Origin of the sequence: Streptomyces sp. NPDC057617 (genome assembly GCF_042800555.1) — a bacterium.
GTDB lineage: Bacteria > Actinomycetota > Actinomycetes > Streptomycetales > Streptomycetaceae > Streptomyces.
Map to the genome: position 1 here is coordinate 372,090 of NZ_JBHVGV010000009.1, position 24,061 is coordinate 396,150.

Here is a 24,061-nt window from a genome sequence, read left to right on the forward strand (position 1 = left end):
GGAGGGGGGGGGGCGGTGTGTGGGGTGGGGGGCGGGGCTCTTCGTTTCGTAGCTGTCCCGGGTGGTCTTGGGTGTTGTGGGGCCCCTTCCTTGTGGGGGGGGGGGGGTGGCCCCCGGACCGTACACAAGGGGGACCGTCCACAATGGGAGGGTGAACGAGCCCGACGAGCCTGATGAGCCCGTCCCCGTGCTGCGCGCCGTCGACGGCGGGACCGCGAAGCTGCTGCCCGATGTGGACCGGGAGCGTGCCTGGCTGCTGACGGTCGACGGGGCGCCGCAGTCGTATGTCGATCTGGACGAGCCGACGCATCTGGAGTTCGAGTACGTACGGCGGCTCGCCCATGTCGTCGACTGCGCGGCCGGGGACGGCGAGCCGCTGACCGTGCTCCACCTCGGCGGCGGGGCGTGCACACTGCCGCGCTATGTGGCGGCCACCCGGCCGGGCTCCGCGCAGTGTGTGGTGGAGGCCGACGCGGGGCTGCTGGCACTGGTCGCGGAACGGCTGCCGATACCAGCCGGCACCGGCATCACCGTACGGAGAGCGGATGCCCGCCGCTGGCTCGAAGCGGCGCCCGCGCGGTCGGCGGATGTGCTGATCGCCGATGTGTTCGGCGGCTCGCGGGTGCCCGCGCACCTCACCTCGGTCGAGTACGCGCGGGAGGCGGAGCGGGTGCTGAAGAGCGACGGGATCTATGCCGCCAATCTCGCCGATGGCTCGCCTTTTGACTTTCTCCGCTCCCAACTGGCCACGTTCGCCTCGGTCTTCGAGGAGCTGGCGCTGATCGCGGAGCCGGGTGTGCTGCGCGGGCGACGCTTCGGCAATGCCGTACTGGTCGCCTCGCACACCGCGTTCGACACGGCCGCGCTGGCCCGCCGTACCGCGTCCGACGCCTTTCCCGCCCGGGTGGAGGAGGGCGCGTCGCTCCGGCGGTTCATCGGAGCGGCGCCGGTGGTACGGGACAGCGGCGCGGTGCCGTCACCGAGACCGCCGGAGGGCGCGTTCAGCATCGGCTGAGGTGCAGTTCCCGGGCGGTGCGGCGGGTGCGGCTGTCACTCCTCGATGGCGCCGCCCACCGCCCGCAGGTGCTCGCGGAAGGTCAGGGACGGCGTCTGCCGGCGCGCGGCGAGATAGCTCCCGAACCCTACTTGGCTGCGCAGGGAGTCACCGGAGCGGATCCGTTCGGCCTGGCGCCGCTCGGTGTCACGGATGGTCTCGGCGAGCGCGAAGAGGTCCTCGGCCCGGTCCGCCGGTACGAAGAGCACCCCGTCGTCATCGGCCAGAACGAGGTCCTCGCGCCCCACCGTCCACTCGCCCACCGTGGCGGACCCGATCGCGTCCTCGGGGCGAACGTCCAGACGCTGGGGGCCCGTTGGCGTCGAGCCCGTACTGAACACCGGCAGTCCGATGGCCAGGATGTCGGCCGTGTCGCGGTGCAGCCCCCAGATCACAATGCCCGCAAGCCCGGCCGCCCGTGCCTCCAGCACCACAAGATCGCCGACACACGCCTCATCGGTCCGTCCGCCGTTGTCGACCACGAGCACATCGCCGGGCGCGGCCTCTTCGAAGGCCTCCAGGAAGATGTCCACACTGCCGGCATGCCGGGCCGGTGACACCCGTCCCGCGAGCCGGCCACCGGGTACGACGGGCCGTACCGCCGGCGGCGCACAGCGCACGGGAACCCGCGCCCGGATGCAGGCGTCCGCGACATGGGCGGTGGTCAGCGTCGCGAACCGCTGCCGGAGCTTCTGGTGATCCATACGGTGTCCCTTCTGGCATATGCGCATGTCCGTGGCCCTCGAATCCCTGGTGCCGTGGCCCTCGGCGGCGGCTCCCAGCCTTTCACGGCGTGACCTGGCCGGACACCGGTGGGGCACGGCCTGGAATGCGGCGGGAGCCACCGGGACGGAGACTGGAATGACCGGTCCGCGCCCGCGAGCAGACACACAGCGCGCACATCGACATGCCCACCGGCATGCCTGCACGTAACGCATGCCCACACGTAATGGGGGCCAGTGATGACCAGCACCAAGACTCGTACCTACCGCGCCATGCAGGTCGACCGGCCGGGCGCGGCCCCGCATCTCGTCGAGAAGGAGTTCCGCGAGCCCGGTCCCGGCCAGGTGCGGATCGCCGTCGAGGCCTGCGGCGTCTGCCACACCGATGCCGTGATGATCGAGGGCGGATTCCCCGAAGCGCCGTTCCCGATGGTCCCGGGCCATGAGATCGCCGGACGCATCGACGCCATCGGGGACGGTGTCGAGGAGTTCACGAAGGGACAGCGTGTCGCCGTCGGCTGGTTCGGCGGCAACTGCGGCCACTGCGTGGCGTGTCGTGACGGTGACGCCATCAACTGCGCCACTCTCCAGACGCCGGGCCTGGCCTATCCCGGCGGCTACGCCGACACGGTCGTGGTGCCCGCCTCGGCCCTGGCCCGTATCCCGGACGGCTTCAGCTTCGTGGACGCGGCGCCGATGGGCTGCGCCGGTGTCACCGTGTGCAGCGCGCTCAGCCGCAGCGCCGCCCGCCCCGGCGATCTGGTCGCCATCATCGGCGTCGGCGGACTCGGCCATCTCGGCGTGCAGTTCGCGGACAAGATGGGATTCGAGACGGTCGCCATCGCACGCGGAAAGGACAAGGAGCCGCTCGCGCGCGAGCTGGGGGCGCGCCACTACATCGACAACCGGAGCCAGGACGTCGCGGCGGAGCTGAGGGCCCTCGGCGGCGCCAAGGTGGTCCTCAACACCGCGACCAACAGCGAGGCGGCGACCGACACCCTGGACGGGCTGAGCCACCGCGGCGAACTGATCGTCATCGCACTCCATCCGGAACCGCTCCAGATCAGAACGCTCCAGTTGATCACCGGTACGCGCAAGGTGTACGGCCATGCCTCCGGCACCTCACGCGAGGTCGAGGAGACCCTGCGCTTCGCCGCCCTCACCGGTGTCCGGCCCATGACCGAGGAAGTACCACTCACCGAGGCCGGCCCGGCGCTGGACAAGATGCTCGCGAGCAAGGCCCGCTTCCGCATGGTCCTGACCTCGGGCCCGGGCCACTGAGACGCCACGCGGAAAGCCGTCACACGGGCGAAGTCCAGTGCCCCGGCCGCTCGACGGCCCGCCCGACACCGCACCGGCCCCCTCAACCACGGCCCCCCGCCGGGAGGCGCAGCGCCTCGATGATCCGTTCCGCCGCCGACGTCGCCGTCAGCCGGCCCTCCCGTACCTCCCGTTCCACCGCCGGCGCCACCTCCCGTACCCCCGGATGCTCACGCAACCGGTCCAGCAGGTGGTCGCGGACCATGGACCAGGTCCAGTCGACCTGCTGGTCGCTGCGTTTGCTCGCGAGGCGGCCGGCCGACGCCAGGACCGCGCGGTGCTGTTCGAGACGGTCCCAGACCGCCTCCAGGCCCGTGCCCTCGCGCGCGCTGCAGCTCAGGACCGGCGGGGTCCAGGCCGCGTCCGGCGGGTGCATCAGCCGCAGCGCGCCCGCCAGTTCACGCGCGGCGGAGCGCGCGTCGCGCTCGTGCGGGCCGTCCGCCTTGTTGACGGCGATGACGTCCGCCAGTTCCAGCACGCCCTTCTTGATGCCCTGGAGCTGGTCGCCGGTACGGGCGAGGCTCAGCAGCAGGAACGAGTCGACCATCTGCGCGACGGTCGTCTCGGACTGGCCCACCCCCACCGTTTCCACCAGCACGACGTCGTACCCCGCCGCCTCCATCACGATGATGGTCTCCCTGGTCGCCTTCGCGACGCCGCCGAGCGTGCCCGCCGTGGGGGACGGGCGTACGAACGCCGCCGGGTCCACCGCCAGCCGTTCCATGCGCGTCTTGTCGCCCAGAATGGATCCGCCCGTCCTGGTGGAGGACGGATCGACGGCCAGCACCGCGACCCGGTGGCCGAGCCCCGTGAGCAGCGTTCCCAGCGCGTCGATAAAAGTTGACTTGCCGACGCCGGGCACCCCGCTAATCCCGATCCGCCGCGCCTTCCCGGAGTGCGGCAGCAGCTCAGTCAGAAGCTGCTGGGCCAGCCTGCGGTGGTCGGGCCTGGTGGACTCGACCAGGGTGACGGCACGGGCGATGTACGAACGGGAGCCGTCCAGAACGCCCTTGACATAGCTGTCGATGTCGATCCGCGGCGCCACACGCTCACCGCTCACCAGCGGAGCCGGCGCCGGCCTCATGCCCCAGCGCCCCCGCCAGCGCCCTCAGCAGATCCCCCGCCGCGTCCGGAATCACCGTCCCCGGCGGAAAGACCGCCGCGGCCCCCGCCCGCCGCAGCTCCTCGATGTCCTGCGGCGGAATCACCCCGCCCACGACGATCATGATGTCCTCCCGCCCCTCCGCCGCGAGTTCCTCGCGCAGCGCCGGTACGAGCGTGAGGTGCCCGGCGGCCAGCGACGAGACGCCGACGATGTGCGCGTCCGCCTCGACCGCCTGCCGCGCCACCTCCGCCGGCGTCTGGAACAGCGGGCCGACATCGACGTCGAAGCCCAGGTCGGCGAAGGCCGTGGCGATCACCTTCTGGCCGCGGTCATGCCCGTCCTGGCCCATCTTGGCGACCAGGATGCGCGGACGGCGCCCCTCGGCCGCCGCGAAATCCTCGACCGCGGCGCGGGTGCGCTCCACGGCCGGGGAGGCGCCTGCCTCGTTCCGGTACACACCGGAAATCGTACGGATCTGACCCGAGTGCCGCCCGTACACCTTCTCCAGGGCGTCGGAGATCTCACCGACCGTGGCCATCGCACGGGCCGCATTCACCGCGAGCGCCAGCAGATTCCCCTCAAGGCCGGCACCGGCACCGGCACCCCCAGAACCCGCGTCCGCCGCCGCCGTGAGCGCCCGCAGCACGTCCTGGCACGCCGACTCGTCACGCTCGTCGCGCAGCCGCCGCAGCTTCTCGATCTGCTGGGTCCGCACCGACGAGTTGTCGACCTTGAGGACGTCGATCTGCTCGTCCGAGCCGCTCTCCACCCGGTACTTGTTGACGCCGATGACCGGCTGCCGCCCCGAGTCGATCCGCGCCTGCGTACGGGCCGCCGCCTCCTCCACCCGCAGTTTGGGGATCCCGGCGTCGATGGCCTGCGCCATGCCGCCCGCCGCCTCGACCTCCTCGATGTGCTGCCACGCGCGCCGCGCCAGGTCGTACGTCAGCTTCTCGACGTACGCGCTGCCGCCCCAGGGGTCCGTCACCCGGCAGGTCCCGGACTCCTGCTGGAGCAGCAGCTGTGTGTTGCGGGCGATACGGGCCGAGAAGTCGGTGGGCAGCGCCAGCGCCTCGTCCAGCGCGTTGGTGTGCAGCGACTGGGTGTGGCCCTGGGTCGCGGCCATCGCCTCCACACAGGTGCGGGTGACGTTGTTGAAGACGTCCTGCGCGGTGAGCGACCAGCCCGACGTCTGCGAATGGGTGCGCAGGGACAGCGACTTGGGGTTCTTCGGGTCGAACTTCTTGACCAGCCTGGCCCACAGCAGCCGCGCCGCCCGCAGCTTGGCGATCTCCATGAAGAAGTTCATGCCGATGGCCCAGAAGAAGGAGAGCCGGGGCGCGAACGCGTCCACATCGAGCCCGGCGCCGAGTCCGGCGCGCAGATACTCGACCCCGTCGGCGAGGGTGTACGCCAGCTCCAGGTCGGCGGTCGCGCCCGCTTCCTGGATGTGATAGCCGGAGATGGAGATCGAGTTGTAGCGGGGCATCTTCCGCGAGGTGTACGCGAAGATGTCGGAGATGATCCGCATCGAGGGTTTCGGCGGATAGATATAGGTGTTGCGGACCATGAACTCCTTGAGAATGTCGTTCTGAATGGTCCCGGCCAGCTTCTCGGGCGGTACGCCCTGCTCCTCGGCGGCCACGATGTAGAGCGCGAGTACGGGCAGGACCGCGCCGTTCATCGTCATCGACACGCTCATCCGGTCCAGCGGGATGCCGTCGAAGAGCTGCCTCATGTCGTAGATGGAATCGATGGCCACGCCCGCCATCCCGACATCGCCGGTCACCCGTGGGTGGTCGCTGTCGTAACCGCGGTGGGTCGGCAGGTCGAAGGCGACGGAGAGTCCCTTCTGCCCGGCGGCGAGATTGCGCCGGTAGAAGGCGTTGGACTCCTCGGCCGTGGAGAACCCGGCGTACTGCCTGATCGTCCAGGGCTGGTTGACGTACATCGTCGGGTACGGGCCGCGCAGGAACGGCGCGATGCCGGGGTACGTACCGAGGAAGTCGAGGCCCGTCAGGTCCTGTGCGGTGTAGAGGGGTTTGACGGCGATGCCCTCGGGGGTGTCCCAGCCGAGTTCGCCGTCCGCCCGGCCGGTGTGCTCCTTGACGGCCGTACGCCACTGGTCCTCGGTGACCGCGGCGCCGTCACCGGGTCCCAGGCCGATCCCGGAGAAGTCGGGGATCACCATCACGCCACTCCCATCCGGTCGAGTACGGAGGTGAGGACGGCCACCGCGTCACCGCCCGCGACGACGAACTCGTCCACTCCGGCCTCCAGATATGTGTCACGGTGCTCGCCGGGGCGGCCGGCGAGGAAGACCCGCGGCGCGCCGGCGGACTTCAGCGCCGCCGCGACGGGCGCGGCCTGCTCGGTGTAGAGCGCGTCGCTGGAGCAGAGGCAGGCGACGGCCGCGCCGCTGCGGGTGAAGGCCTCGGCCGCGGTGTCCGCGTCGACCGACACCGGGTCGTGGACCGGTTCGATCCCGCCGGCCTGGAAGAGGCTGGCGGCGAAGGTGGCGCGCGCGGTGTGCGCGGCGGCCGGTCCGAGGGCCGCCAGGAAGACCCGGGGGCGGGCGCCGGTGGCGGCGAGATGCGCGTCGGAGCGGGCGCGGAGCGCCTCGTACGCCTCGTCACGACGTACGACCGGCAGTCCGCCGGCGGGCGACTCGGGCGCCGGGTCGCGCTCCACCGGGACCTGCGCGAGCTGCGGGAACTCGCTGACGCCGGTGATGGGTTCGCGCCGCTTGGCGAGCCTCTCCGAGCGCTCCCGCCAGGTGGCGGAGATCCGCTCGCCGATCAACCCGTCGCGCAGGGCGGCACGTTGGCCTCCGGCGCGCTCGATCTCCTGGAACCACGCCCAGGCCGCGTGCGCGAGGTCGTCGGTGAGCCGCTCCACGTACCAGGAGCCGCCCGCGGGGTCGATGACCCGCCCGAGGTACGACTCCTCCAGCAGGATCGTCGACGTGTTGCGGGCGATCCTGCGGGAGAAGTCGTCGGGCAGTCCGAGGGCGTGGTCGAAGGGCAGTACGGTCACGGCGTCGGCGCCGCCGAGACCGGCGGCCAGCGCGGCGACGGTGGTCCGCAGCATGTTCACCCAGGGGTCGCGGCGGGTCATCATCACCGATGAGGTCACGGCGTGCTGGCGCTGCGCCCCGGCGGCGGGCGCGCCGCAGACCTCGGCCACCCGGCCCCAGAGCCTGCGCGCCGCGCGCAGTTTGGCGATCGTGAGGAACTGGTCGGCGGTGGCCGCGTACCGGAATTCGAGCTGCCCGCAGGCCGCTTCGACGGAGAGTCCGGCCGCGGTGAGTTCACGAAGCCAGCCCACCCCGGTGGCGAGCGAACAGCCCAGCTCCTGCGCGTCCGAGGCGCCGGCCTCGTGGTACGGCAGGGCGTCGACGCAGATCGCGCGCAGACCGGGGTAGTCGCGGTGGCAGAGCGAGGCGAGTCCGGCCGCCTCCTCGGTCGCGCCGTCCGTCTCCCGTCCCGTACGGGCGAGTTGAGCGACCGGGTCGGCGCCGAGGGTGCCGCGCGCCTGGTCGCGTGCCACGCCGCGTTCGTCGTACAGCTTCAGCAACTCGCGTGTGGCGGGCGCGAATTCGTCGCCCGCGTCCAGCGCGACGGGCGCCAGGTCGAGCAGGACCCCGTCGAGCGCGGTGGCCAGCCCGCTCACCGGCACTCCCGCGGCTCCCACACCCAGCCAGAGCGAGGTGGCCCCGTTCTCCAGGTCGGCGAGCACGGCCTCGTTGGTACGCGCGGGATCGGGCCGCGTATGGCGCTGCCGTACGTCCCAGCCGGCGACGGCACCGCCCTCCGGCCGGCCGCCGCGGGTGAACGGCGCGAAACCCGGATAGCCGCTGTCGCCGGGCGTGTCCTCCGCGGTGTAGAGCGGACGGGTGGTGAGCCCGTCCTGGAGCGTTGTGGCCAGTGCCTCCTCGGCGGCCGGTCCCGTGACATCACGACCCGTTTTGCGCAGTACGCCCTCCACCAGGCTCTGCCACTGCTCGCGGGTCGCGTCGGGGAACTCGGCGGCCAGGGAAAGCCCGTCGTCAGGCAGGACCGTCATGCCCAGATGTTAGGACAGCGCGCCGAACGAGCAGCAGAGCGCGCGCCTGTGAGCTATCCCTCTCCGTGAGACGCCATGTGTAGGCCTTTCACTGTGCGGAATGCCGTATGGCGGTGGCCGGTTCTCACGGGGTCATGGGCGGCTGCCGAACGGCCCGCACAGCGAGGGCCGGGCGGCTCACACCGGGGGCTGCCAGCGGTCCTGTCCCGCGCAGACGCTACGCTGCCCCGAACCGGTATGAGATCACCAAGCCCACTGTGTGATTGTCATGCCACCGGATGCCGCCTGCCGCGTGCCCAATTCATTCTTGGATGGCGTAGTACCTCATGTCATGGTTCGAATCTTTCGTTCTCGGGCTCATCCAGGGGCTGACCGAGTTCCTGCCCATCTCCTCCAGCGCGCATCTGCGGCTGACGGCGGCCTTCGCGGGCTGGCACGACCCGGGAGCGGCGTTCACCGCCATCACCCAGATCGGTACGGAGGCGGCCGTCCTGATCTACTTCCGCAAGGACATCGCCCGTATCGTTTCCGCATGGTTCCGCTCGCTGGTGAACAAGGCGATGCGCAGCGACCATGACGCCCAGATGGGCTGGCTGGTCATCGTGGGTTCGATCCCGATCGGTGTGCTCGGGGTGACCTTCAAGGACCAGATCGAGGGCCCGTTCCGTGATCTGCGGCTGATCGCGACCACGCTGATCGTGATGGGCATCATCCTCGGTGTGGCGGACCGGCTCGCGGCCCGTGACGAGGTCGGCGGCAAGCACCGCGCCATCAAGGAGCGGAAGTCGCTCAAGGAGCTGGGCGTCAGGGACGGTCTGATCTTCGGCTTCTGCCAGGCGATGGCGCTGGTGCCCGGTGTCTCGCGCTCGGGCGCGACGATCAGCGGTGGTCTGCTGATGGGGTACACCCGCGAGGCGGCGGCGCGCTATTCGTTCCTGCTCGCGATCCCCGCGGTCCTCGCCTCCGGCGCATTCGAACTGAAGGACGCGGGCAACGGCGGGCATGTGTCATGGGGCCCCACGATTTTCGCCACGATCATTGCGTTCGTAGTGGGATATGCCGTTATCGCCTGGTTCATGAAGTTCATTACGACCAAGAGCTTCATGCCGTTCGTCATCTACCGGGTGCTGCTCGGTATCGCGCTGCTCGCGCTGGTCGGTACGGACACGCTGAGCCCGCACGCGGGCGAGTCGGCGGGCTGAGCGGCAGCGGACTGAGCGTTGGCCGACTGACCGGCATCCGGGTACAGGCGCAGGCGCAGGCAGATCGGGCGGAGCCGGGCAAGGCGGGATTTCGGGCCACGTTCCGGGTGCGATATCGGACAGTGTGAGCAAAGACGCGCCCTCATCGGTGCCCTGGTACCGCACTTGCCCCTACGCTTGTCATATGTCCTCCACTCGTGCCACTGGCTCCTCGGCTGCCGACGCCGTCGCGGCCAATGAGCGGATTCGCGCGCTGGTCGACGCCGCCGACGGGACCTGGCCCTCGGAGGCGTACGAAGTGTTGCTCCAGGAGTGGGCCGCCGCCGTACACCGCGGCGACTCCGACCAGGTGGACGAGGCCGCGTAGGTTCAGCGGCCTCGGTCCGTGGGCACCGGTGAAGACCCCGGGACGACTCCGGGGGCGACCCCCGGGATGACGAGCACCAGTTCGGGGCGGTCCCACATCACGGCGGGCGGATTCGCGGCTTCGGTTCCGGTGCGCCGGGCGCCCACACTGCGGTAGAAGCCCTCGGCGGGCGGGTGCGAGACGATACGGACACGGTCGAGCCCGGCCTCGCCCGCCCGCCCCTTCAGATGCTCGATGAGCCGGCGGCCGAGGCCCAGCCCCTGAGCGTGATCGGCCACGAACATCAGGTCGAGTTCCGCCGGGACCAAAGTCGGGGCCCAAGGCGGGACGGAAGTCGGGATCGAAGTCGGGACGGCAGTACGACCGGGTCCGGCAGCCGGCAGGACGAGGGCGTAGAAGCCCAGGATCCGGTCCTCGGAATCGACGGCCACAAAGACCTCATGGGCCTCGATGTAGTCGGGCCCCACCCGGTATCCGGCGATCATCGGCGCGTACGGCCCCTCGTAGGCACGCGAGCGGCGGACCAGCGCCGTGAGCCGTTTGGCGTCCCGGGCGGTCGCCCGTCTGATCCGTACGGCCTCGCCGCCGAACCGGGCGCCACTTCTTCTCGTAACCCGCGAAGCCATGGGGTGAGTATTACGTATCCCCTGGGGCGCCTGAGACCGGAGGGGCGCCGGACGCCACCCGAGGCTCCCCCTACCTCACCTGGGTAATACGGCGGAACCGCCTGCCGCGGTCCGCAGTGCCAGGGCCGCGAGCGCCTCCGGGGCGCCTGCCTGTCCCCTGACGCCGGGGAAGGCGTTTATGTCCACGATCAGAGGAGCGCCATGGCCCGCGTCGATGAGATCGACGCCGTACACATCGAGCGCGAAGACGGAACCGGCGCGGAGGACGAGGTCGAGCCATCCAGCGGGGAGTTCGCCCAGCGCCAGCGGGACGGCCGGCTCATGGCCCACGCCCGCAGAATCCGCTTCGGAATCCGCCCCGGAGTCCGCCAGCTCCGAGCGGCGCAGGGCGGCGAAGGCCTGCCCGGCGATCACCCACACCTTGTGGTCCCAGCCGCTGTTCGCGGTGAACGGCTGCACCACCACCGGCTCGTCGGCCCACTCCGCGCTCCCGCACAGCGCGTGCAGCGCCCCGGCATCGTGTACCCGGGCGACCAGATCGTGCCGTCGGCTGTGCCTGCTCTTGATGACGAGCGGGTACGGAAGGCCGGCCTCGGCCGCAAGGTCCCGCAGGGCGCCCACGGTCCGCGTCCTCGCGAACGGCAGCCCCGCCGACCCCGCCAGCGCGGCCATCGCCGTACGGTCCTGGCAGAACCCGGTCGCCGCCGCCGAGTTCACCACCGGAGCCCCGCGCTCCTCGAAGGACCTGGCCAGCGCCAAGGCCCGCGGTGTCCGCGCCTTGAGGAGATAGACATCGGCCAGGGGAGCATCGTGCGGTACGGCGTGCCGTGCGCCGGGATCGATCCAGTCGATCCGGTGACGAGGCGTCAGCAGCGCGGTCGTGGCGGCCAGCAGAGGATGACCGGGCCGGGGCGTGATCAGACAGATTCTCATCGGCCCTCGTCGGCTCTGGTCGGACGCAGCGGCGAACCGGCCCTGAAGGCACGCCGCTTGGGGAGCGGGATGACGTCAGCCGTACCGGCCGCGGCCTCTTCCGTACCTGGTACGGCCCCGCCCGTACGCGCCAGTTGAAGGACGGCCCGCGCCACCCGGTCCACCGCGTCCGGGACCAGCCGGAAGCTCGGGAAGTCGTTGACATCGACGATCACCGGGCCGTCCGGGCCCAACAGCACGTCCAGGCCGTACAGATCGAGCCCGTACACCGCCCCGACCTCCGCCGCCAGCCCCGCCACCTCGGCCGAGAGCGGTACGCGCCGCTCGCGCTTCGGACGGTCGGGGTGCAGGGGCGAGCAGCGCTCCGTGGCGTACAACTCGCCGCCGACGCAGTACACCTTGAGGTCGACCCCCGAGTTGGGCACATACGGCTGGGCGATCAGCATTCCCTCGGCGGCCAGTTCGGGCCTCAGCTCGGCCAGCCGCTCGGGCGTGGGCACCAGCCGTACGGCCCGCCCCGAACTCCCGTCGGCGGGCTTCACGACCAACGGGTACTCCGTGTCCGGCAGTTCGGCCAGCGACTCCGGCCGTGCCGCCGCGTAGGTCAGCGGCATCGGGAGCCCCCGGCTGCGCCCGATCACCGCGGCGAGCGCCTTGTCCCGCACTCCGCGGATCGACCGCGCGTCATTGACCGTGGTCAGCCCGACGGCCGCCGCCGCTTCGAGCAGCGTCAGCCCCGGCCCCCCGGACACCGTCTTGAGCACCCACGCGTCATGACTCCCCGCCCGCACCGCCTCCGCCAGTCGCACCAGCGAACTACCGGGCCGCAGCACATCCACCCGGTGCCCCCACGAGCTCAGCCGCCGCACCACCTCCACGGGCATGCCGTCGTACCGGTACTGCTCCTCCACCAGAAAGCAGAGCCTCATTGACCTTCCCGTCATCTCGGACAGCCGAGAGGCCATAATCCGCCCCTCCCCCGCAACACAACCGCGCGGGTCGCCCCAAGACGCGGCCAAGAGGGAGGACACCCCAGGAGCGAGGATGAACGGACCCGCCCGATGGGTGACGGGTGTGCGCGGCTCTTGGCCGTAGGGGTTTCCTGCCGGAGACTGAGCCGATGACACAGCGCGTGGATCTCGCGACCGTGATGGGGCGTCTCGCCATCGATGAAGTGATCACGAATTACGCGGTGGCCGTGGACGAGGCCGACTGGCCCGGGTACCGGGCCCTGTTCACGCCGGACGGGCGGGCCGACTACACGGCCGAGGGCGGTATCGAGGGGTCGGCCTCGGAGGTCGCCGACTGGCTGGCCGGAACGCTGCGGCCGTACAGCGTGCATCAGCTTCTGATCGTCAACCGGCGGCTGCGGATACAGGGTCCCGACGGGTATCCGGGCGACCGCGCCGAGGTGCGGGCTGACTATCTGAGTCCGCGGCGGCACGAGTCGGGCGAGGAGCTGATGAGCGGCGGGCGGTGCTCGTTCGGGCTGCTGCGCGGGGATACGGGATGGCTGCTGCGGACGGTGTCCGTGCACGAGAAGTGGCGGCGCCAGTAGGGCGTGTTCCTGAGGCAGCGCCGCCCGCCCGCACCGGCTGACCTCGCGGGACCCGGCTTTCTCTCGCGTCCCTCCCGCTTCGGTGCCGTTCATCAGGGGAAGACAACCTGGAGGGGGCGGGGGCCTTGAGTCGGTGGGGCGAGGAGGCGCTTGGGATGCGAGGCCCGGTCGGGCGGAGCCTGGCGTCGCCGTGGTGGCGCGGTGCCGCCGCGGTCGTGGCGGGCTCGCTGCCTGCCCTCGCGTTTCCCGAACCGTCCCTGTGGTGGTTCGCGTATGCCGCGCTGGTGCCCTGGATGCTGCTCGTACGGTCGGCTCCCACCGGTCGGCGCGCGGCGCTGGAGGGCTGGCTGGGCGGTATCGGCTTCATGATCGCCGTACATCACTGGCTGGCACCGAGCCTCCATGTGTTCCTTGTGCTGCTGGCCGCGCTGCTCGGACTGCTGTGGGCGCCCTGGGGGTGGCTGGTGCGGTCGATGCTCGGCGGGTCGCCGTCCGCGGGCCGGGCTCTGGCGGCCGTCGCCGTGGTGCCCTCGGGCTGGCTGGTGGCGGAGCTGGCCAGGTCCTGGCAGGGGCTGGGCGGTCCCTGGGGTCTGCTGGGCGCCAGCCAGTGGGAGGTCTCCCCCGCACTGCGGCTCGCCTCGGTGGGCGGGGTGTGGCTGGTCAGCCTGCTGGTGGTCGCGGTCAACACCGCGCTGACCGTGCTGATCGCCGTCCCACGGCTACGGCCGAGGCTCACCGGTGCCGTGTCGCTCGTACTGTGCGCGGTCACCCTGGTCTCGGTGTGGGCCTGGGCGCCGGAGCCGGAGCGGTCAGGTACGGCGCGGATCGCGGTGGTCCAGCCGGGCGTCGTGGACGGCGCGGACGCCCGCGAGCGCCGGTTCGCGCAGGGCGAGAACCTGACCCGCACCCTGGCCGGACAGGATGTCGATCTGGTGGTCTGGGGCGAGAGCAGTGTGTCCGCCGACCTGGCGACCAGACCCGATCTGGCGGCGCGGCTCGCCGTGCTGTCCCGCGCGGTCGGCGCCGAGATCCTTGTCAATGTCGACGCGCGCAGCACGGACGCGGCAGGGACGGACGGGATATTCAAGCGCGCCGTACTGGTCGGTCCGGACGGCCCGACGGGCGATACGTACGACAAGATGCGGCTCGTGCCGTTCGGCGAGTACATACCGGCCCGCGCCGCGCTGGGCTGGGCCACCTCGGTGGGCAAGGCGGCGGGCGAGGACCGCGAGCGCGGCACCCGGCCGGTGGTGATGGTGCTGCCCGACCATGAAAAAGGGGAGAGCGCGGACAGGGGCGCGCTGCGGTTCGGTCCGCTCGTCTGCTTCGAGTCGGCGTTCCCCGACATGAGCAGACGGCTGGTGAGGGACGGCGCGCAGATGCTGGTCGCGCAGTCCTCGACCTCGACCTTCCAGGGAAGCTGGGCGCCGGAGCAGCATGCCTCGCTGGCGGCGCTGCGGTCGGCGGAGACCGGCCGCCCGATGGTGCACGCCACCCTGACGGGCGCGAGTGCGGTGTTCGGGCCCGGCGGGGAGCAGATCGGCGAGGGGATCGGTACGGACCGGAGCACCGCCGGCGTGTTCGACGTTCCGCTGGCCCGGGGCACGACCCCGTACACCGAGCTGGGCGACTGGGCGGTCTACGCCGCCCTCGCCGTACTGGCCGCGCTCTGCGCCTCGGACGGCGCGCGCTCGTTCAGGACGCCGCCCGCTCCGACTGCTCCGATGCCGCTCGTACCACCCGCTCGCACAGCTCATGGGTCCGCAGCGCATCCTGTGCGCTGAGCAGCGTTCCGGCCCGTACGGCGTCGAGGAAGGCGAGTACGCACTGCTCGATCCCGCGCTGCCTGGCCACCGGCACCCAGTCGCCGCGCCGCCGCACGCTCGGCTGTCCCTTGTGGTCGACGACCGTCGCGAGATCGTGGACGGTCCGCTTGGTGTCCTGACCGGACACTTCGAGGATCTCTTCGCTGGAGCCGCTCATCCGGTTCATCACCCCGAGCGCGGTGAAGCCGTCGCCGGAGAGCTGGAGGACGACATGGTGCAGCAGGCCGTCGCGGACCCGGGCCTGTACGTCGGTGTGCTCGACGGGTCCGGGGAGCAGAAACCGCAGGGTGTCGACGACATGGATGAAGTCGTCGAGGACAAAGGTGCGCGGATCCTCCGGCAGACCGACCCGGTTCTTCTGCATCAGGATCAGATCGCGCGGATGCTCCAGGCACTGGGCGTAGCCGGGCGCGAAGCGGCGGTTGAAGCCGACGGCGAGGCTGACGCCCCGCTCCTCGGCCAGGGCCACCACCCGCTCCGAGTCGGCGAGTTCGTACGCGATCGGCTTGTCGACAAAGGTCGGTACGCCGGCCTCCAGCAGCCGGACGGTGATCTCGGCGTGCACGGCTGTCGGCGCGTGGACGAACGCGGCGTCGAGGTCCTGTGCGAGGAGAGAGTCCAGGTCGGCATGGCAGTGCGCGGCCGGAATCCGGTAGGTCTCGGCGGTCCTCACCAGGGTGGCCGGGGTGCGCGTGTGGAGATGCGGCTCGACCCCGGGCAGGGTGGTGAGCACCGGCAGATAGGCCTTCCGCGCGATGTCGCCGAGCCCGATGATGCCGACCTTCACGGGGGCCTCCCTCTGCCTGACGTGCTGTTATGACGGGTGTGCTGTCCCGGCAGCATACGTGCGCGCGGGCGGGCGCCAGTCGGCGATCCCCGCGAAGCCGCGCAGGAGCAGGCCGGGGACCAGCCGGGAGACGGTGGCGATCGCGGAGTCGCGCAGGACGGCGGCGGCCGGCGAGGTGACCGCGATCATCCGGCCGGTCCGCGCGGCCTGGCGGGCGATGGCGGTGGTACGGGGGAGCCTCGCGGCCGAGTACGCGGCGAGGGCGGCCGGGATGCCGGGGGTGGTAGGGGGGTCGGGGGTGGCAGGGGTGGCATGTCCCGGTCCTGCGTGTCCCGGTCCCGCGTGATGGGCGAGGACGACGGCGTCCTCGATGGCCTGGTTGCCGCCCTGGCCCACGGTGGGCTGCATGGCATGGGCGGCATCGCCGAGCAGAGCGGTCCGGCCGTGGTGGTGGGCGGGCAGCGGCACGCGCATCTCATGGACGTCATGGCGCAGGATCCGGCCCGGCTCAGCGGCCCGGATGATCCGCGGCACGGGCTCGTGCCAGTCCCCGAACAGCCGGAGCAGTTCCGCCTGCTCGTCGTCGGGGGCGTGCGCGTCGGCGGGCGCCAGGGCCATGGCGTACGCGTAGACCCGGCCGTCCTTGAGCGGCTGCGTACCCCAGAGCCGCCCCCGGCCCCAGGTCTCGTGCGGTGCGAACGGCCGTTCCGGGGCCGGTACGACCAGTCGCCAGGTGGTGAATCCGGAGTACCGCGGCCCGGGATGGCCGGGGAACAGCGCCCGTCGTACGGAGGAGTTGATGCCGTCGGCGCCGACGACGAGATCGGCCTCCCACGCGCCGCCGTCGGGTGCGGTGACCTGGGCCCTGCGGCCGTCCCCACCCGGATCGGTGAGGGTGGCCGCGGTGCCGGTGCACACCACGCCTTCGGGGAGCGCGGAGGCGAGCAGGGAGATCAGCGTGGCGCGGTGGACGAGGACGACGGGGCCGCCGAAGCGGTCGGCCGCGGCTTCCCCGCTCGTACGGGAGAGCCAGCGGCCACCGGGGGCGCGCAGACCGCCGTCGCCCTGCCAGGCCGAGAGCGACCGGACCGTGTCGCCGAGCCCGATGACGTCAAGGGCACGCTGCGCGTTGGGGGTGAGGCCGAGACCCGCGCCGACAGGGCTGAGGGCGGGGGCGCGTTCCAGGACGGTGACCGCCCAGCCCCGCTGGTGCAGGGCGACGGCCGCGGTCAGTCCGCCGATTCCGCCGCCGATGACGACGGCGCGGTGCTGGTCCATGGCGTTCTCGATTCTGCTGGGGCGGCAGGGGGCGCAACCTAACTACAGGTGTAGTGATTCGAGTAGCGTACTACAGGTGTAGTGGGGGTGTCAGCGGGCAGCGATACATTGGCCGCATGGCCACTCGCACCACCGGCGCCCCGCCCTCCACCCGGGCCCGGCTGATCGCCGACACCGCACTCGCCCTGCTCGCCGAGCGGGGGATGCGCGGGCTCACCCACCGGGCGGTCGACGAGCTGGCGGGGCTGCCGCAGGGTTCGACGTCCAATCACGCGCGGACCCGGCAGGCGTTGCTCGAAGCGGCGGTACGACGGCTGGCCGAGCGCGAGGCGCAGGTGCTCGCGCCCGACGAGATGCCCGCGGCCATGGGCGGTCCCGGCGGCCCGAGCACACCGGGCGGGCCGGCCGATGCGCTGGCGCTCGCCCTGCACCGTTATCTGACCCGCCACCCCGAACTGCTCGTCTGCCGTTACGAACTGGCCCTGGAGGCCACCCGCCGGCCGGAGCTGCGCGCCTACTACGACGCGGCGGGCCGGCAGTTCCGCGAACCGCTGGTGGCGATGATGACGGCGGCGGGCTCCGCCGAGCCCGAGCGGCACGCGCTCTCGCTGGTGGCCTGGTGCGAGGGGCTGATGTTCTCCTGCGCGGTGGGGTCGTACCACGACGCCGTACCGTCCCTGGACACGCTGCGCCGCGGCTTCGACGAACTGCTCCGCGGGATGCTGGGGCGCAGCGACGGCCCTGGCGACCCGGGCGACCGGCGCGACCTGGATGAATAACGCGTGGCCGGCGCGCCGGTCCGTACGTGAGGATGGCCGCCATGACAACGACTGAGCGCGCCGAGCGCACCGAACCCTCCACCGTCGCTGGCGAACGCGAGATGCTGGAGGGCTGGCTTGAGTACCACCGCGAGACCCTGGCGGTGAAATGCGCGGGGCTGGACGACGCCCGGCTCCGGGAGGCCTCCGTACCGCCCTCCGATCTGAACCTGCTGGGTCTCGTACGGCACATGGCCGAGGTGGAGCGCGGCTGGTTCCGCAACACGCTGGCCGACGAGAAGGCCGGGCCGATCTATTACACCGACGCCGACCAGGACGGGGACTTCCATCCCGGCCCCGACGACACCTGGGACGAGGCCTACGCCACCTGGCAGGCCGAGATCGCCCGGGCCAGGGAACTGGCCGCACCGCACTCCCTCGACGACTTCGGCGCGGGACGGCGGACCCGCACCACCGGCGAGCCGTACAACCTGCGCTGGATCTACACCCACATGATCGAGGAGTACGCCCGCCACAACGGCCATGCGGACCTCCTCCGCGAACGGATCGACGGCGCGACCGGCGACTGACCCGGAAACTCCCCGGACCCGCGCCGCCACCGGCCCGTACCCCCCATCCGGCCCGGTCCGCCCGCCGTCGGCACCGCGCCCACATGCCCGCCCGGAGGGGCCGACCTACCGCAACCAGCCGGTCGAGATACAGCGCACATCACCCGTCCGGGCCAATCCGCGCCCGAACGCACTCCAACGGCCGCTCCGACCAGCAGAGTTGTCCGAGTGCACCGAACGAGAAGCGCAGCGATGGTCCTGATGGGCATGGTGGTCACGGCCGTCTCCGGGTGTGTGTCCGTGGAGCCACGGCCCGCGTCCGTGTCCGTACCGTGGCCGGGGGCGAGCAGCGGGGCGCCGGGGGCGGGGGGCGCCCGGCCGCAGATCGTCCAGGCTCCGGCCAGGGAGGCGCTGGAGGCGATCGTCCCCGACCGCAGCCCCGAACCGGCCCCTCTGTCCTCCCCCGAACCCCGGCCGCCCGCCGACGCCGACCCCACCGCCGATGCCGCCCCCGAGCAGGCACCCCGCACCGACCGCCCCCGGGGCGGCCCCGCACCCGTACTTCCACCGCGCGAGCGCCCCCGGGAGCAGCCGGAGCGCAAGCGCTCCCCCGCGCCGCCCGCCGACGCTCCGGCCCCCGCTCTCGCCGATGTGTGCGCGCTCGGCGAGACCTACGGCCGCTGGGCCCCGGACAGCCCGCAGGCCCGTATCTGCGCCCGGACCTACCGGAATTGACCGCACCCGGCCACGCCCCTGCCGTATCCCGACGCCGCCCGCCCGGGCCCGGCACCCACCCGCCCCAGCCGCGCACACGACCCGGCAGACGACCCCCCTACCAGCCCCCGCCCCCCGCTCACCCCTCTCTCAGCCGGCGCTCCAGCCGGTCGATCCCCGCCCGCACCCCCTGTCCGTACCCGCACTCCCCCAGCACGTCCGCCGCCTCGCGCGCCCGGTCGAGATGGAGGCGCGCCGCGTCCGGCCGCTGGAGCTTCACATAGTCGGCGGCGAGATTGAGATGGAGCGCCGGATAGAAGGCCCGCACGGCCGGCCCGCCCCCGCCCCGTACCGACCGCTCACCGCCCCCGATCCCGTCCGCCACGGTCAGCGCCCGCAGATCCCAGGCCAGTTCATCGCCCGGATCGTCCTGCGTGTCCGCCATGTAGTGCGCGAGCGTGCAGCGGTGGAGGGGGTCCCCCGTCTCCCCGATCTCCGTCCAGAGCACGCCGAACCGGTTCCGTGCCTCCTCGCGGTCACCGCCGTGGAGGAGCATGACCGCCTGCCCGATCCTGGTCATCACGGCGTCCTCCGACGCCTCCCGCCGCTCCCGCACAGCCGCCTCCGCATGCCCGTCCGATAAATCCGACAAACATGACGCTAGCCCCCGTAGCGACCAATCCCCTTCAGGCTCGGGCGAACGGCCCGAGCCTGTCGGTCCTGTCGGTCCCGTCGGTCCTGTCGAGCAGCCACCGAGGTCAGCCGAGGTCCGGGATGCGCCAGTCGATGGGGTCGTGCCCCTGCGCCGCGACCGCCTCGTTTATCTGCGTGAACGGGCGCGACCCGAAGAACTTCTTCGCCGAGAGCGGCGAGGGGTGCGCCCCCTTCACCACCACATGCCGCTCCTGGTCGATCAGCGGCAGCTTCTTCTGCGCATAGGCGCCCCAGAGGACGAAGACCGCCGGGTCGGGCCGCTCGGCGACCGCGCGGATCACCGCGTCCGTCACCTTCTCCCAGCCCTTGCCCTTGTGGGAGTTGGCCTCGCCCTCGCGGACCGTCAGCACCGCGTTGAGCAGCAGGACCCCCTGCTCGGCCCACGGCATCAGATAGCCGTTGTCGGGCACCGGGTGGCCCAGCTCCTCCTTCATCTCCTTGTAGATGTTCCGCAGCGAGGGGGGCGTCCTGACCCCCGGCCGGACGGAGAAGCACAGCCCGTGCCCCTGCCCCGCCCCGTGGTACGGGTCCTGGCCGAGGACCAGGACCTTCACGCTCTCGTACGGCGTGGCGGCGAGGGCGGCGAAGACCTCGTCGCGCGGCGGATAGACCGGCCCCTTCGCCCGCTCCTCCTCGACGAAGTCGGCCAGCTCCTTGAAGTAGGGCTTGCCCAGCTCTTCGCCGAGGACGCCACGCCAGGACTCGGGCAGCATGTCGGTGTCGGTCACGTCAACAACCTCCGGTAAGCGATCACTTGTGCATCACTGAACCTACCGGTGGCCACTGACAATGGCCCCCTGCCTCGCCCCGGACCCCCGCCTACCAGCTCGCCTTGCGGTACAGCTCCCACATCTGCATCACCGTCTGCGGGTCGAGCGCCCGCTCACCGCCCGCGATGTCATCGGTCGAGGCCACGTACAACTTGCCCTGCCAGAGCGGCAGCAGCCGTACATCGCCCACGAAGATCTCCTGCGCGCGCACGAACTGGCGGCTGACCGCCGCCCGGTCGCTGACCCTGCGCGACTCCGGCAGCAGCGTCCCGGTGATCTCGGGGCTCTCGTACGGTGTGCTCAGCGCGTTGTGCTTGCCGACGAAGGGCGCGATGAAGTTGTCGGGGTCCGGGAAGTCGGGGAACCATCCGCGCCCGAAGACCGGGTACTCGCCCTTCTGGTAGCCCGCCTGGAACTGCTTCCACGGCTTGGCGCGCAGCGTAATGTCGAACAGCTCCGACGCTTCGAGCTGGCGCTTCAGCTCGCCGAACTCGGCCGCCGTACCCGATCCGTACCGGTCCGTCGTGTACCAGAGGGTGAGCGGTACGGGCGTCTCGACGCCGTCCTCTTCGAGGATGGTCCGCGCCTTGTCCACATCGGGGGCGCCGTACTGGTCGAAGAAGCTGGTGGCGTGGCCTGCGATGCCCTTGGGGACCATCGAGTACAGCGGCTCGGCGGTGCCCTGGTAGACCTTGGCGACCAGCTCGTCGCGGTCCACGACCTGGGCGACGGCCTGCCGTACGGACAGCTTCCCGGCGGCCGGGTCGGCGGGGTTGAACACCAGATAGCGGATGTCGGCGCCGACGGTCTCGACAAGCTGGAGATGCTCGTTCTGCGGCTTCTTCTCTTCGAGTTCGACGACCTGCTCCGAGGTGAGCCCCCGGTAGATGGCGTCGATCTCCTTGTTCTTCAGCGCCGCGAAGAGGGGTCCTGACTCCTTGAAGTACTGGATCGTGACGCCCTTGTTCCTGCGGTCGGCGAAGCCGGCGTACAGCTCGTTCCGTACCAGCTCCGCGCTGTCGCCGGGGGTGTACGAGGCGAGGGTGTACGGCCCCGAGCCGTTGACCTTGCCGTCCTGTCTGAGCTTGTCCAGCGGGTACTCCGCCGGATTCACGATGGACATGGCGGGCGTGGCCAGGATGAACGGGAAGGTGGCGTCCGGCTTCTTCAGCCGGAAGACGACCGTGCTGTCACCGCGGGTCTCGACCTTCGCCAGGGACTCCAGGAGCCCGGCGGGACCGCCCTGGACATTGATCTTCAGAATGCGGTCGAAGGAGTGCTTGACGGCCGCCGCGTCGAGATTGGTGCCGTCGGAGAACTTCAGCTTCTCCCTTAAGACGCACTCGAAGACCTGATTGGACTCGTCGGCGAACTCGCACTGGCGCGCCGCGTCCGGCTGCGGATACGAGCTGCCGGTGGGGAAGGCCACCAGAGTCTGGAACACATTGCGGAACATCTCCCAGCCGTTGTCCCAGGAGGCCGCCGGATCGAGGGTGGGCGGCTCGCTCGTCGTACCGACGGTTATCTTCTGTGCCCCGCTCGCCTCGTCATCCGAGAACAAGCCGCATCCCGAGAGCAGGGATATGGACGCGAGGGCCGCGGTGGCCCGCCGACTGGTCCGGTTGAACACGTTCACGCTCCTTGTTCAGCCATGGATCGGCAGACCATACCGCAGCATTGGCCGGATTCGTACGGTGATCCGGTGGGGCTTTTGGAAAGGTCGTCGAGCGCTCCGTTCACCCCGCGGAGGCCCGCACCTCACCCTGCCGTCACCCGCTCCCGACTCGCTCCGGCCCCCTCCTCACCCCACCCCGGCGTTCAGGAAGATGCCTCCATCAACGACCAGTGTCTGACCGGTGATCCAGTCCGACTGGTCGGAGGTGAGGAACGCGGCGGCGCCGCCGATGTCCTCGGGCACCCCGAGCCTGCCCAGCGGATACGCGGCCGCCGCCTCGGCCTCTCTGCCTTCATAAAGGGCCTGCGCGAAGCGGGTCTTGACCACGGCGGGCGCGATCGCGTTGACCCGTACGGCGGGCGCGAACTCGTGGGCGAGCTGAAGGGTCAGATTGACCATCGCCGCCTTGCTCATGCCGTACGCGCCGATGAACGGGGACGCCGAAATCCCGGCGACCGACGCGATGTTCACAATCGCTCCGCCGTTCTCCCGCTGCCAGGCGCGCCAGGTCCGCTGCGCGAAGCCGAGCGCCGAGACCACGTTCGTCTCGAACACCTTGCGCGCGACGTTGAGGTCCAGCTCGGCCATCGGGCCCAGAACCGGGTTCGTACCGGCGTTGTTGACCAGGAAGTCGACCCGGCCGAACGCCTCCATGGTGCGCTCGACCGCGACCGCCTGGTGCGCCTCGTCATGCGCCTTGCCGGCCACCCCGATCACCCGGTCGGAACCGAGCCGTTCCACCGCCTCCTTGAGCGCGTCCTCGCCCCGGCCGGTGATGCACACCCGGTCGCCGCGGGCGACGAACGCCTCGGCGATGCCGTATCCGATACCCCGGCTCGCGCCCGTGACCAGCGCGACCTTGCCGCTGTCGGGCGCGAGGCCGGCCTGCCCGGCCCGCTCGGACTGCTCGGTGTGCGGCGCCTGCCCCGTCTGCTCCGTGCCTTCGGTCATGTCCCTGTCTCCCGTGCTCAGTTGAGGGGTCCGCCGGCCACGTACAGGACCTGTCCCGACACAAAGCCCGCGTCGTCCCCGGCGAAGAAGGCGATGGCGTTGGCGACGTCCTCCGGCCGACCGACGCGCTGGACCGGGATCTGGGTCGCGGCGGCGGCCTGGAACTCCTCGAATCCCATGCCGACCCGGGCAGCGGTCTGGGCGGTCATCTCGGTGACGATGAAGCCGGGAGCCACGGCGTTCGCGGTGACGCCGAACTTGCCCAGTTCCTTGGCCAGCGTCTTGGTGAAGCCCTGCAGACCGGCCTTGACGGCGGCGTAGTTGGCCTGGCCGCGGTTGCCCAGCGCGGAGCTGGAGGAGAGGCTGACGATACGGCCGAACTGGGCGTCCACCATGTACTTCTGGCAGGCGCGCGCCATCAGGAACGCGCCCTTGAGGTGCACGTTCACCACGGTGTCCCAGTCGGACTCGCTCATCTTGAAGAGCAGGTTGTCGCGCAGGACTCCCGCGTTGTTGACGAGGACCGTCGGCGCGCCCAGCTCGGCGGCGACCCGCCCGACGGCGGCCTCCACCTGCGCGCTGTCGGAGACGTCGCAGCCGACGGCGAGCGCGCTGCCGCCCGCCTCGGTGATCTTCCCGACGGTGTCCGCGCAGGCCGCCTCGTCGAGGTCGAGCACGGCGACGGCGCGGCCGTCGGCGGCCAGCCGTACGGCGGTGGCGGCGCCGATGCCGCGTGCCGCCCCGGTCACGACGGCTACGCGCCGTTCGGTGGTGGACATCCCTTGTTTCTCCTCGCTCTGGGAACCCGCGGCTCTCATCAGATCCGCGAACAGACCCGTCAACAGGCCCGCAAACGCTGAGCGACCGCTTAGTCGCTCCAGTATTCGAGACGCTAGAAGGGACGGCACCCGGTGTCAACGGCCCACGGGACCGACAGAGGTACGGGCAGCCGAAGTCACACCGGAGCGCCGTCACGCACGGCCGCCCATTGGCCGGTAATCGACCACCCACCAAACGGTCTCCGGCGCCCACCCGTCGGTAATCAGCCAGTCATCGGCGGCCCATCG

23 protein-coding genes are annotated in these 24,061 nt (G+C 71.3%); 9 read left to right on the top strand and 14 right to left on the bottom strand.

Going from position 1 to position 24,061, the window contains the following annotated elements:
- The first annotated feature begins 151 nt into the window (after positions 1-151).
- Entirely contained in the window at positions 152-1,015 is an 864-nt protein-coding gene (locus ACFU9P_RS23850) for a spermidine synthase (protein ID WP_384084133.1), read from the top strand.
- Positions 1,016-1,050: 35 nt separating this feature from the next.
- Here the strand turns inward: ACFU9P_RS23850 and ACFU9P_RS23855 are convergent, their stop codons facing one another.
- Positions 1,051-1,758, bottom strand: a complete 708-nt coding sequence (locus tag ACFU9P_RS23855; protein WP_384084136.1) for an RraA family protein — start codon at positions 1,756-1,758, stop codon at positions 1,051-1,053.
- Positions 1,759-2,016: 258 nt separating this feature from the next.
- Between ACFU9P_RS23855 and ACFU9P_RS23860 the strand changes: the two genes are divergently transcribed.
- The gene (locus tag ACFU9P_RS23860) at positions 2,017-3,057 is read left to right on the top strand and encodes an alcohol dehydrogenase catalytic domain-containing protein (protein ID WP_384084139.1); all 1,041 of its coding nucleotides are present in this window, start codon (positions 2,017-2,019) and stop codon (positions 3,055-3,057) included.
- An 82-nt stretch (positions 3,058-3,139) separates the two neighbouring features.
- Here ACFU9P_RS23860 and meaB read toward each other — a convergent pair whose 3' ends face one another.
- Genes meaB through ACFU9P_RS23875 form a run of 3 tightly spaced genes read right to left on the bottom strand, consistent with a single transcriptional unit; the run spans position 3,140 to position 8,266 of the window.
- The gene (gene meaB, locus ACFU9P_RS23865) at positions 3,140-4,141 is read right to left on the bottom strand and encodes a methylmalonyl Co-A mutase-associated GTPase MeaB (RefSeq protein ID WP_384084250.1); all 1,002 of its coding nucleotides are present in this window, start codon (positions 4,139-4,141) and stop codon (positions 3,140-3,142) included.
- A 4-nt stretch (positions 4,142-4,145) separates the two neighbouring features.
- Entirely contained in the window at positions 4,146-6,392 is a 2,247-nt protein-coding gene (scpA, locus tag ACFU9P_RS23870; RefSeq protein ID WP_384084142.1) for a methylmalonyl-CoA mutase, read from the bottom strand.
- Positions 6,392-8,266, bottom strand: a complete 1,875-nt coding sequence (locus tag ACFU9P_RS23875; protein ID WP_384084144.1) for a methylmalonyl-CoA mutase family protein — start codon at positions 8,264-8,266, stop codon at positions 6,392-6,394. The genes scpA and ACFU9P_RS23875 overlap by 1 nt, the downstream gene beginning before the upstream one ends.
- A gap of 326 nt (positions 8,267-8,592) precedes the next feature.
- On the opposite strand from ACFU9P_RS23875, the gene ACFU9P_RS23880 reads away from it, so the two are divergent.
- Both ACFU9P_RS23880 and ACFU9P_RS23885 read left to right on the top strand, forming a co-directional pair.
- Positions 8,593-9,468, top strand: coding sequence for an undecaprenyl-diphosphate phosphatase (locus tag ACFU9P_RS23880; protein WP_376384535.1), 876 nt, complete (start codon positions 8,593-8,595; stop codon positions 9,466-9,468).
- Positions 9,469-9,652: 184 nt separating this feature from the next.
- Positions 9,653-9,835: a hypothetical protein gene (locus ACFU9P_RS23885; RefSeq protein WP_376384532.1), complete on the top strand. Its 183-nt coding sequence runs from the start codon at positions 9,653-9,655 to the stop codon at positions 9,833-9,835.
- A gap of 2 nt (positions 9,836-9,837) precedes the next feature.
- Here the strand turns inward: ACFU9P_RS23885 and ACFU9P_RS23890 are convergent, their stop codons facing one another.
- The 3 genes from ACFU9P_RS23890 to ACFU9P_RS23900 all read right to left on the bottom strand — a co-directional run bounded on the left by ACFU9P_RS23890 (position 9,838) and on the right by ACFU9P_RS23900 (position 12,323).
- The gene (locus ACFU9P_RS23890; RefSeq protein ID WP_384084149.1) at positions 9,838-10,461 is read right to left on the bottom strand and encodes a GNAT family N-acetyltransferase; all 624 of its coding nucleotides are present in this window, start codon (positions 10,459-10,461) and stop codon (positions 9,838-9,840) included.
- Between the two features lie 75 nt (positions 10,462-10,536).
- On the bottom strand, positions 10,537-11,394 hold the full coding sequence (locus tag ACFU9P_RS23895; RefSeq protein WP_384084152.1) for a RimK family alpha-L-glutamate ligase: 858 nt from the start codon (positions 11,392-11,394) through the stop codon (positions 10,537-10,539).
- Complete coding sequence (locus ACFU9P_RS23900) at positions 11,391-12,323, bottom strand: RimK family alpha-L-glutamate ligase (RefSeq protein ID WP_384084155.1); 933 nt, start codon at positions 12,321-12,323, stop codon at positions 11,391-11,393. The genes ACFU9P_RS23895 and ACFU9P_RS23900 overlap by 4 nt, the downstream gene beginning before the upstream one ends.
- 191 nt (positions 12,324-12,514) lie before the next feature.
- Here ACFU9P_RS23900 and ACFU9P_RS23905 point away from each other — a divergent pair, with 191 nt between their 5' ends.
- Together ACFU9P_RS23905 and lnt are read left to right on the top strand one after the other, a co-directional pair.
- The gene (locus ACFU9P_RS23905) at positions 12,515-12,952 is read left to right on the top strand and encodes a nuclear transport factor 2 family protein (RefSeq protein ID WP_376384520.1); all 438 of its coding nucleotides are present in this window, start codon (positions 12,515-12,517) and stop codon (positions 12,950-12,952) included.
- A gap of 155 nt (positions 12,953-13,107) precedes the next feature.
- Complete coding sequence (gene lnt, locus ACFU9P_RS23910; protein WP_384084158.1) at positions 13,108-14,736, top strand: apolipoprotein N-acyltransferase; 1,629 nt, start codon at positions 13,108-13,110, stop codon at positions 14,734-14,736.
- On the opposite strand, the gene ACFU9P_RS23915 is transcribed toward lnt, so the two are convergent.
- Positions 14,648-15,565, bottom strand: a complete 918-nt coding sequence (locus tag ACFU9P_RS23915) for a Gfo/Idh/MocA family protein (protein WP_376384513.1) — start codon at positions 15,563-15,565, stop codon at positions 14,648-14,650. The genes lnt and ACFU9P_RS23915 overlap by 89 nt on opposite strands.
- A gap of 27 nt (positions 15,566-15,592) precedes the next feature.
- Positions 15,593-16,843 (bottom strand): FAD-dependent monooxygenase, encoded by a 1,251-nt coding sequence (locus ACFU9P_RS23920; RefSeq protein ID WP_384084162.1) that lies wholly within the window; start codon positions 16,841-16,843, stop codon positions 15,593-15,595.
- Between the two features lie 116 nt (positions 16,844-16,959).
- Here ACFU9P_RS23920 and ACFU9P_RS23925 point away from each other — a divergent pair, with 116 nt between their 5' ends.
- The 3 genes from ACFU9P_RS23925 to ACFU9P_RS23935 all read left to right on the top strand — a co-directional run bounded on the left by ACFU9P_RS23925 (position 16,960) and on the right by ACFU9P_RS23935 (position 18,905).
- Complete coding sequence (locus ACFU9P_RS23925; protein WP_384084165.1) at positions 16,960-17,622, top strand: TetR/AcrR family transcriptional regulator; 663 nt, start codon at positions 16,960-16,962, stop codon at positions 17,620-17,622.
- A 32-nt stretch (positions 17,623-17,654) separates the two neighbouring features.
- Positions 17,655-18,191 carry a DinB family protein gene (locus ACFU9P_RS23930; RefSeq protein ID WP_384084168.1) on the top strand — a complete coding sequence of 179 codons (537 nt, stop codon included), beginning with the start codon at positions 17,655-17,657 and terminating at the stop codon, positions 18,189-18,191.
- 207 nt (positions 18,192-18,398) lie between these two features.
- Entirely contained in the window at positions 18,399-18,905 is a 507-nt protein-coding gene (locus tag ACFU9P_RS23935; RefSeq protein WP_384084171.1) for a hypothetical protein, read from the top strand.
- Positions 18,906-19,023: 118 nt separating this feature from the next.
- On the opposite strand, the gene ACFU9P_RS23940 is transcribed toward ACFU9P_RS23935, so the two are convergent.
- The 5 genes from ACFU9P_RS23940 to fabG all read right to left on the bottom strand — a co-directional run bounded on the left by ACFU9P_RS23940 (position 19,024) and on the right by fabG (position 23,773).
- Entirely contained in the window at positions 19,024-19,464 is a 441-nt protein-coding gene (locus ACFU9P_RS23940; protein ID WP_376384564.1) for a hypothetical protein, read from the bottom strand.
- A 178-nt stretch (positions 19,465-19,642) separates the two neighbouring features.
- On the bottom strand, positions 19,643-20,326 hold the full coding sequence (locus ACFU9P_RS23945; RefSeq protein WP_376384498.1) for a uracil-DNA glycosylase: 684 nt from the start codon (positions 20,324-20,326) through the stop codon (positions 19,643-19,645).
- 91 nt (positions 20,327-20,417) lie between these two features.
- Positions 20,418-21,998, bottom strand: coding sequence for an ABC transporter substrate-binding protein (locus tag ACFU9P_RS23950; protein WP_376384495.1), 1,581 nt, complete (start codon positions 21,996-21,998; stop codon positions 20,418-20,420).
- A gap of 171 nt (positions 21,999-22,169) precedes the next feature.
- Positions 22,170-22,994 (bottom strand): SDR family oxidoreductase, encoded by an 825-nt coding sequence (locus ACFU9P_RS23955; protein ID WP_384084176.1) that lies wholly within the window; start codon positions 22,992-22,994, stop codon positions 22,170-22,172.
- Between the two features lie 17 nt (positions 22,995-23,011).
- Positions 23,012-23,773, bottom strand: coding sequence for a 3-oxoacyl-ACP reductase FabG (fabG, locus tag ACFU9P_RS23960; RefSeq protein WP_376384489.1), 762 nt, complete (start codon positions 23,771-23,773; stop codon positions 23,012-23,014).
- Positions 23,774-24,061 lie beyond the last annotated feature (288 nt).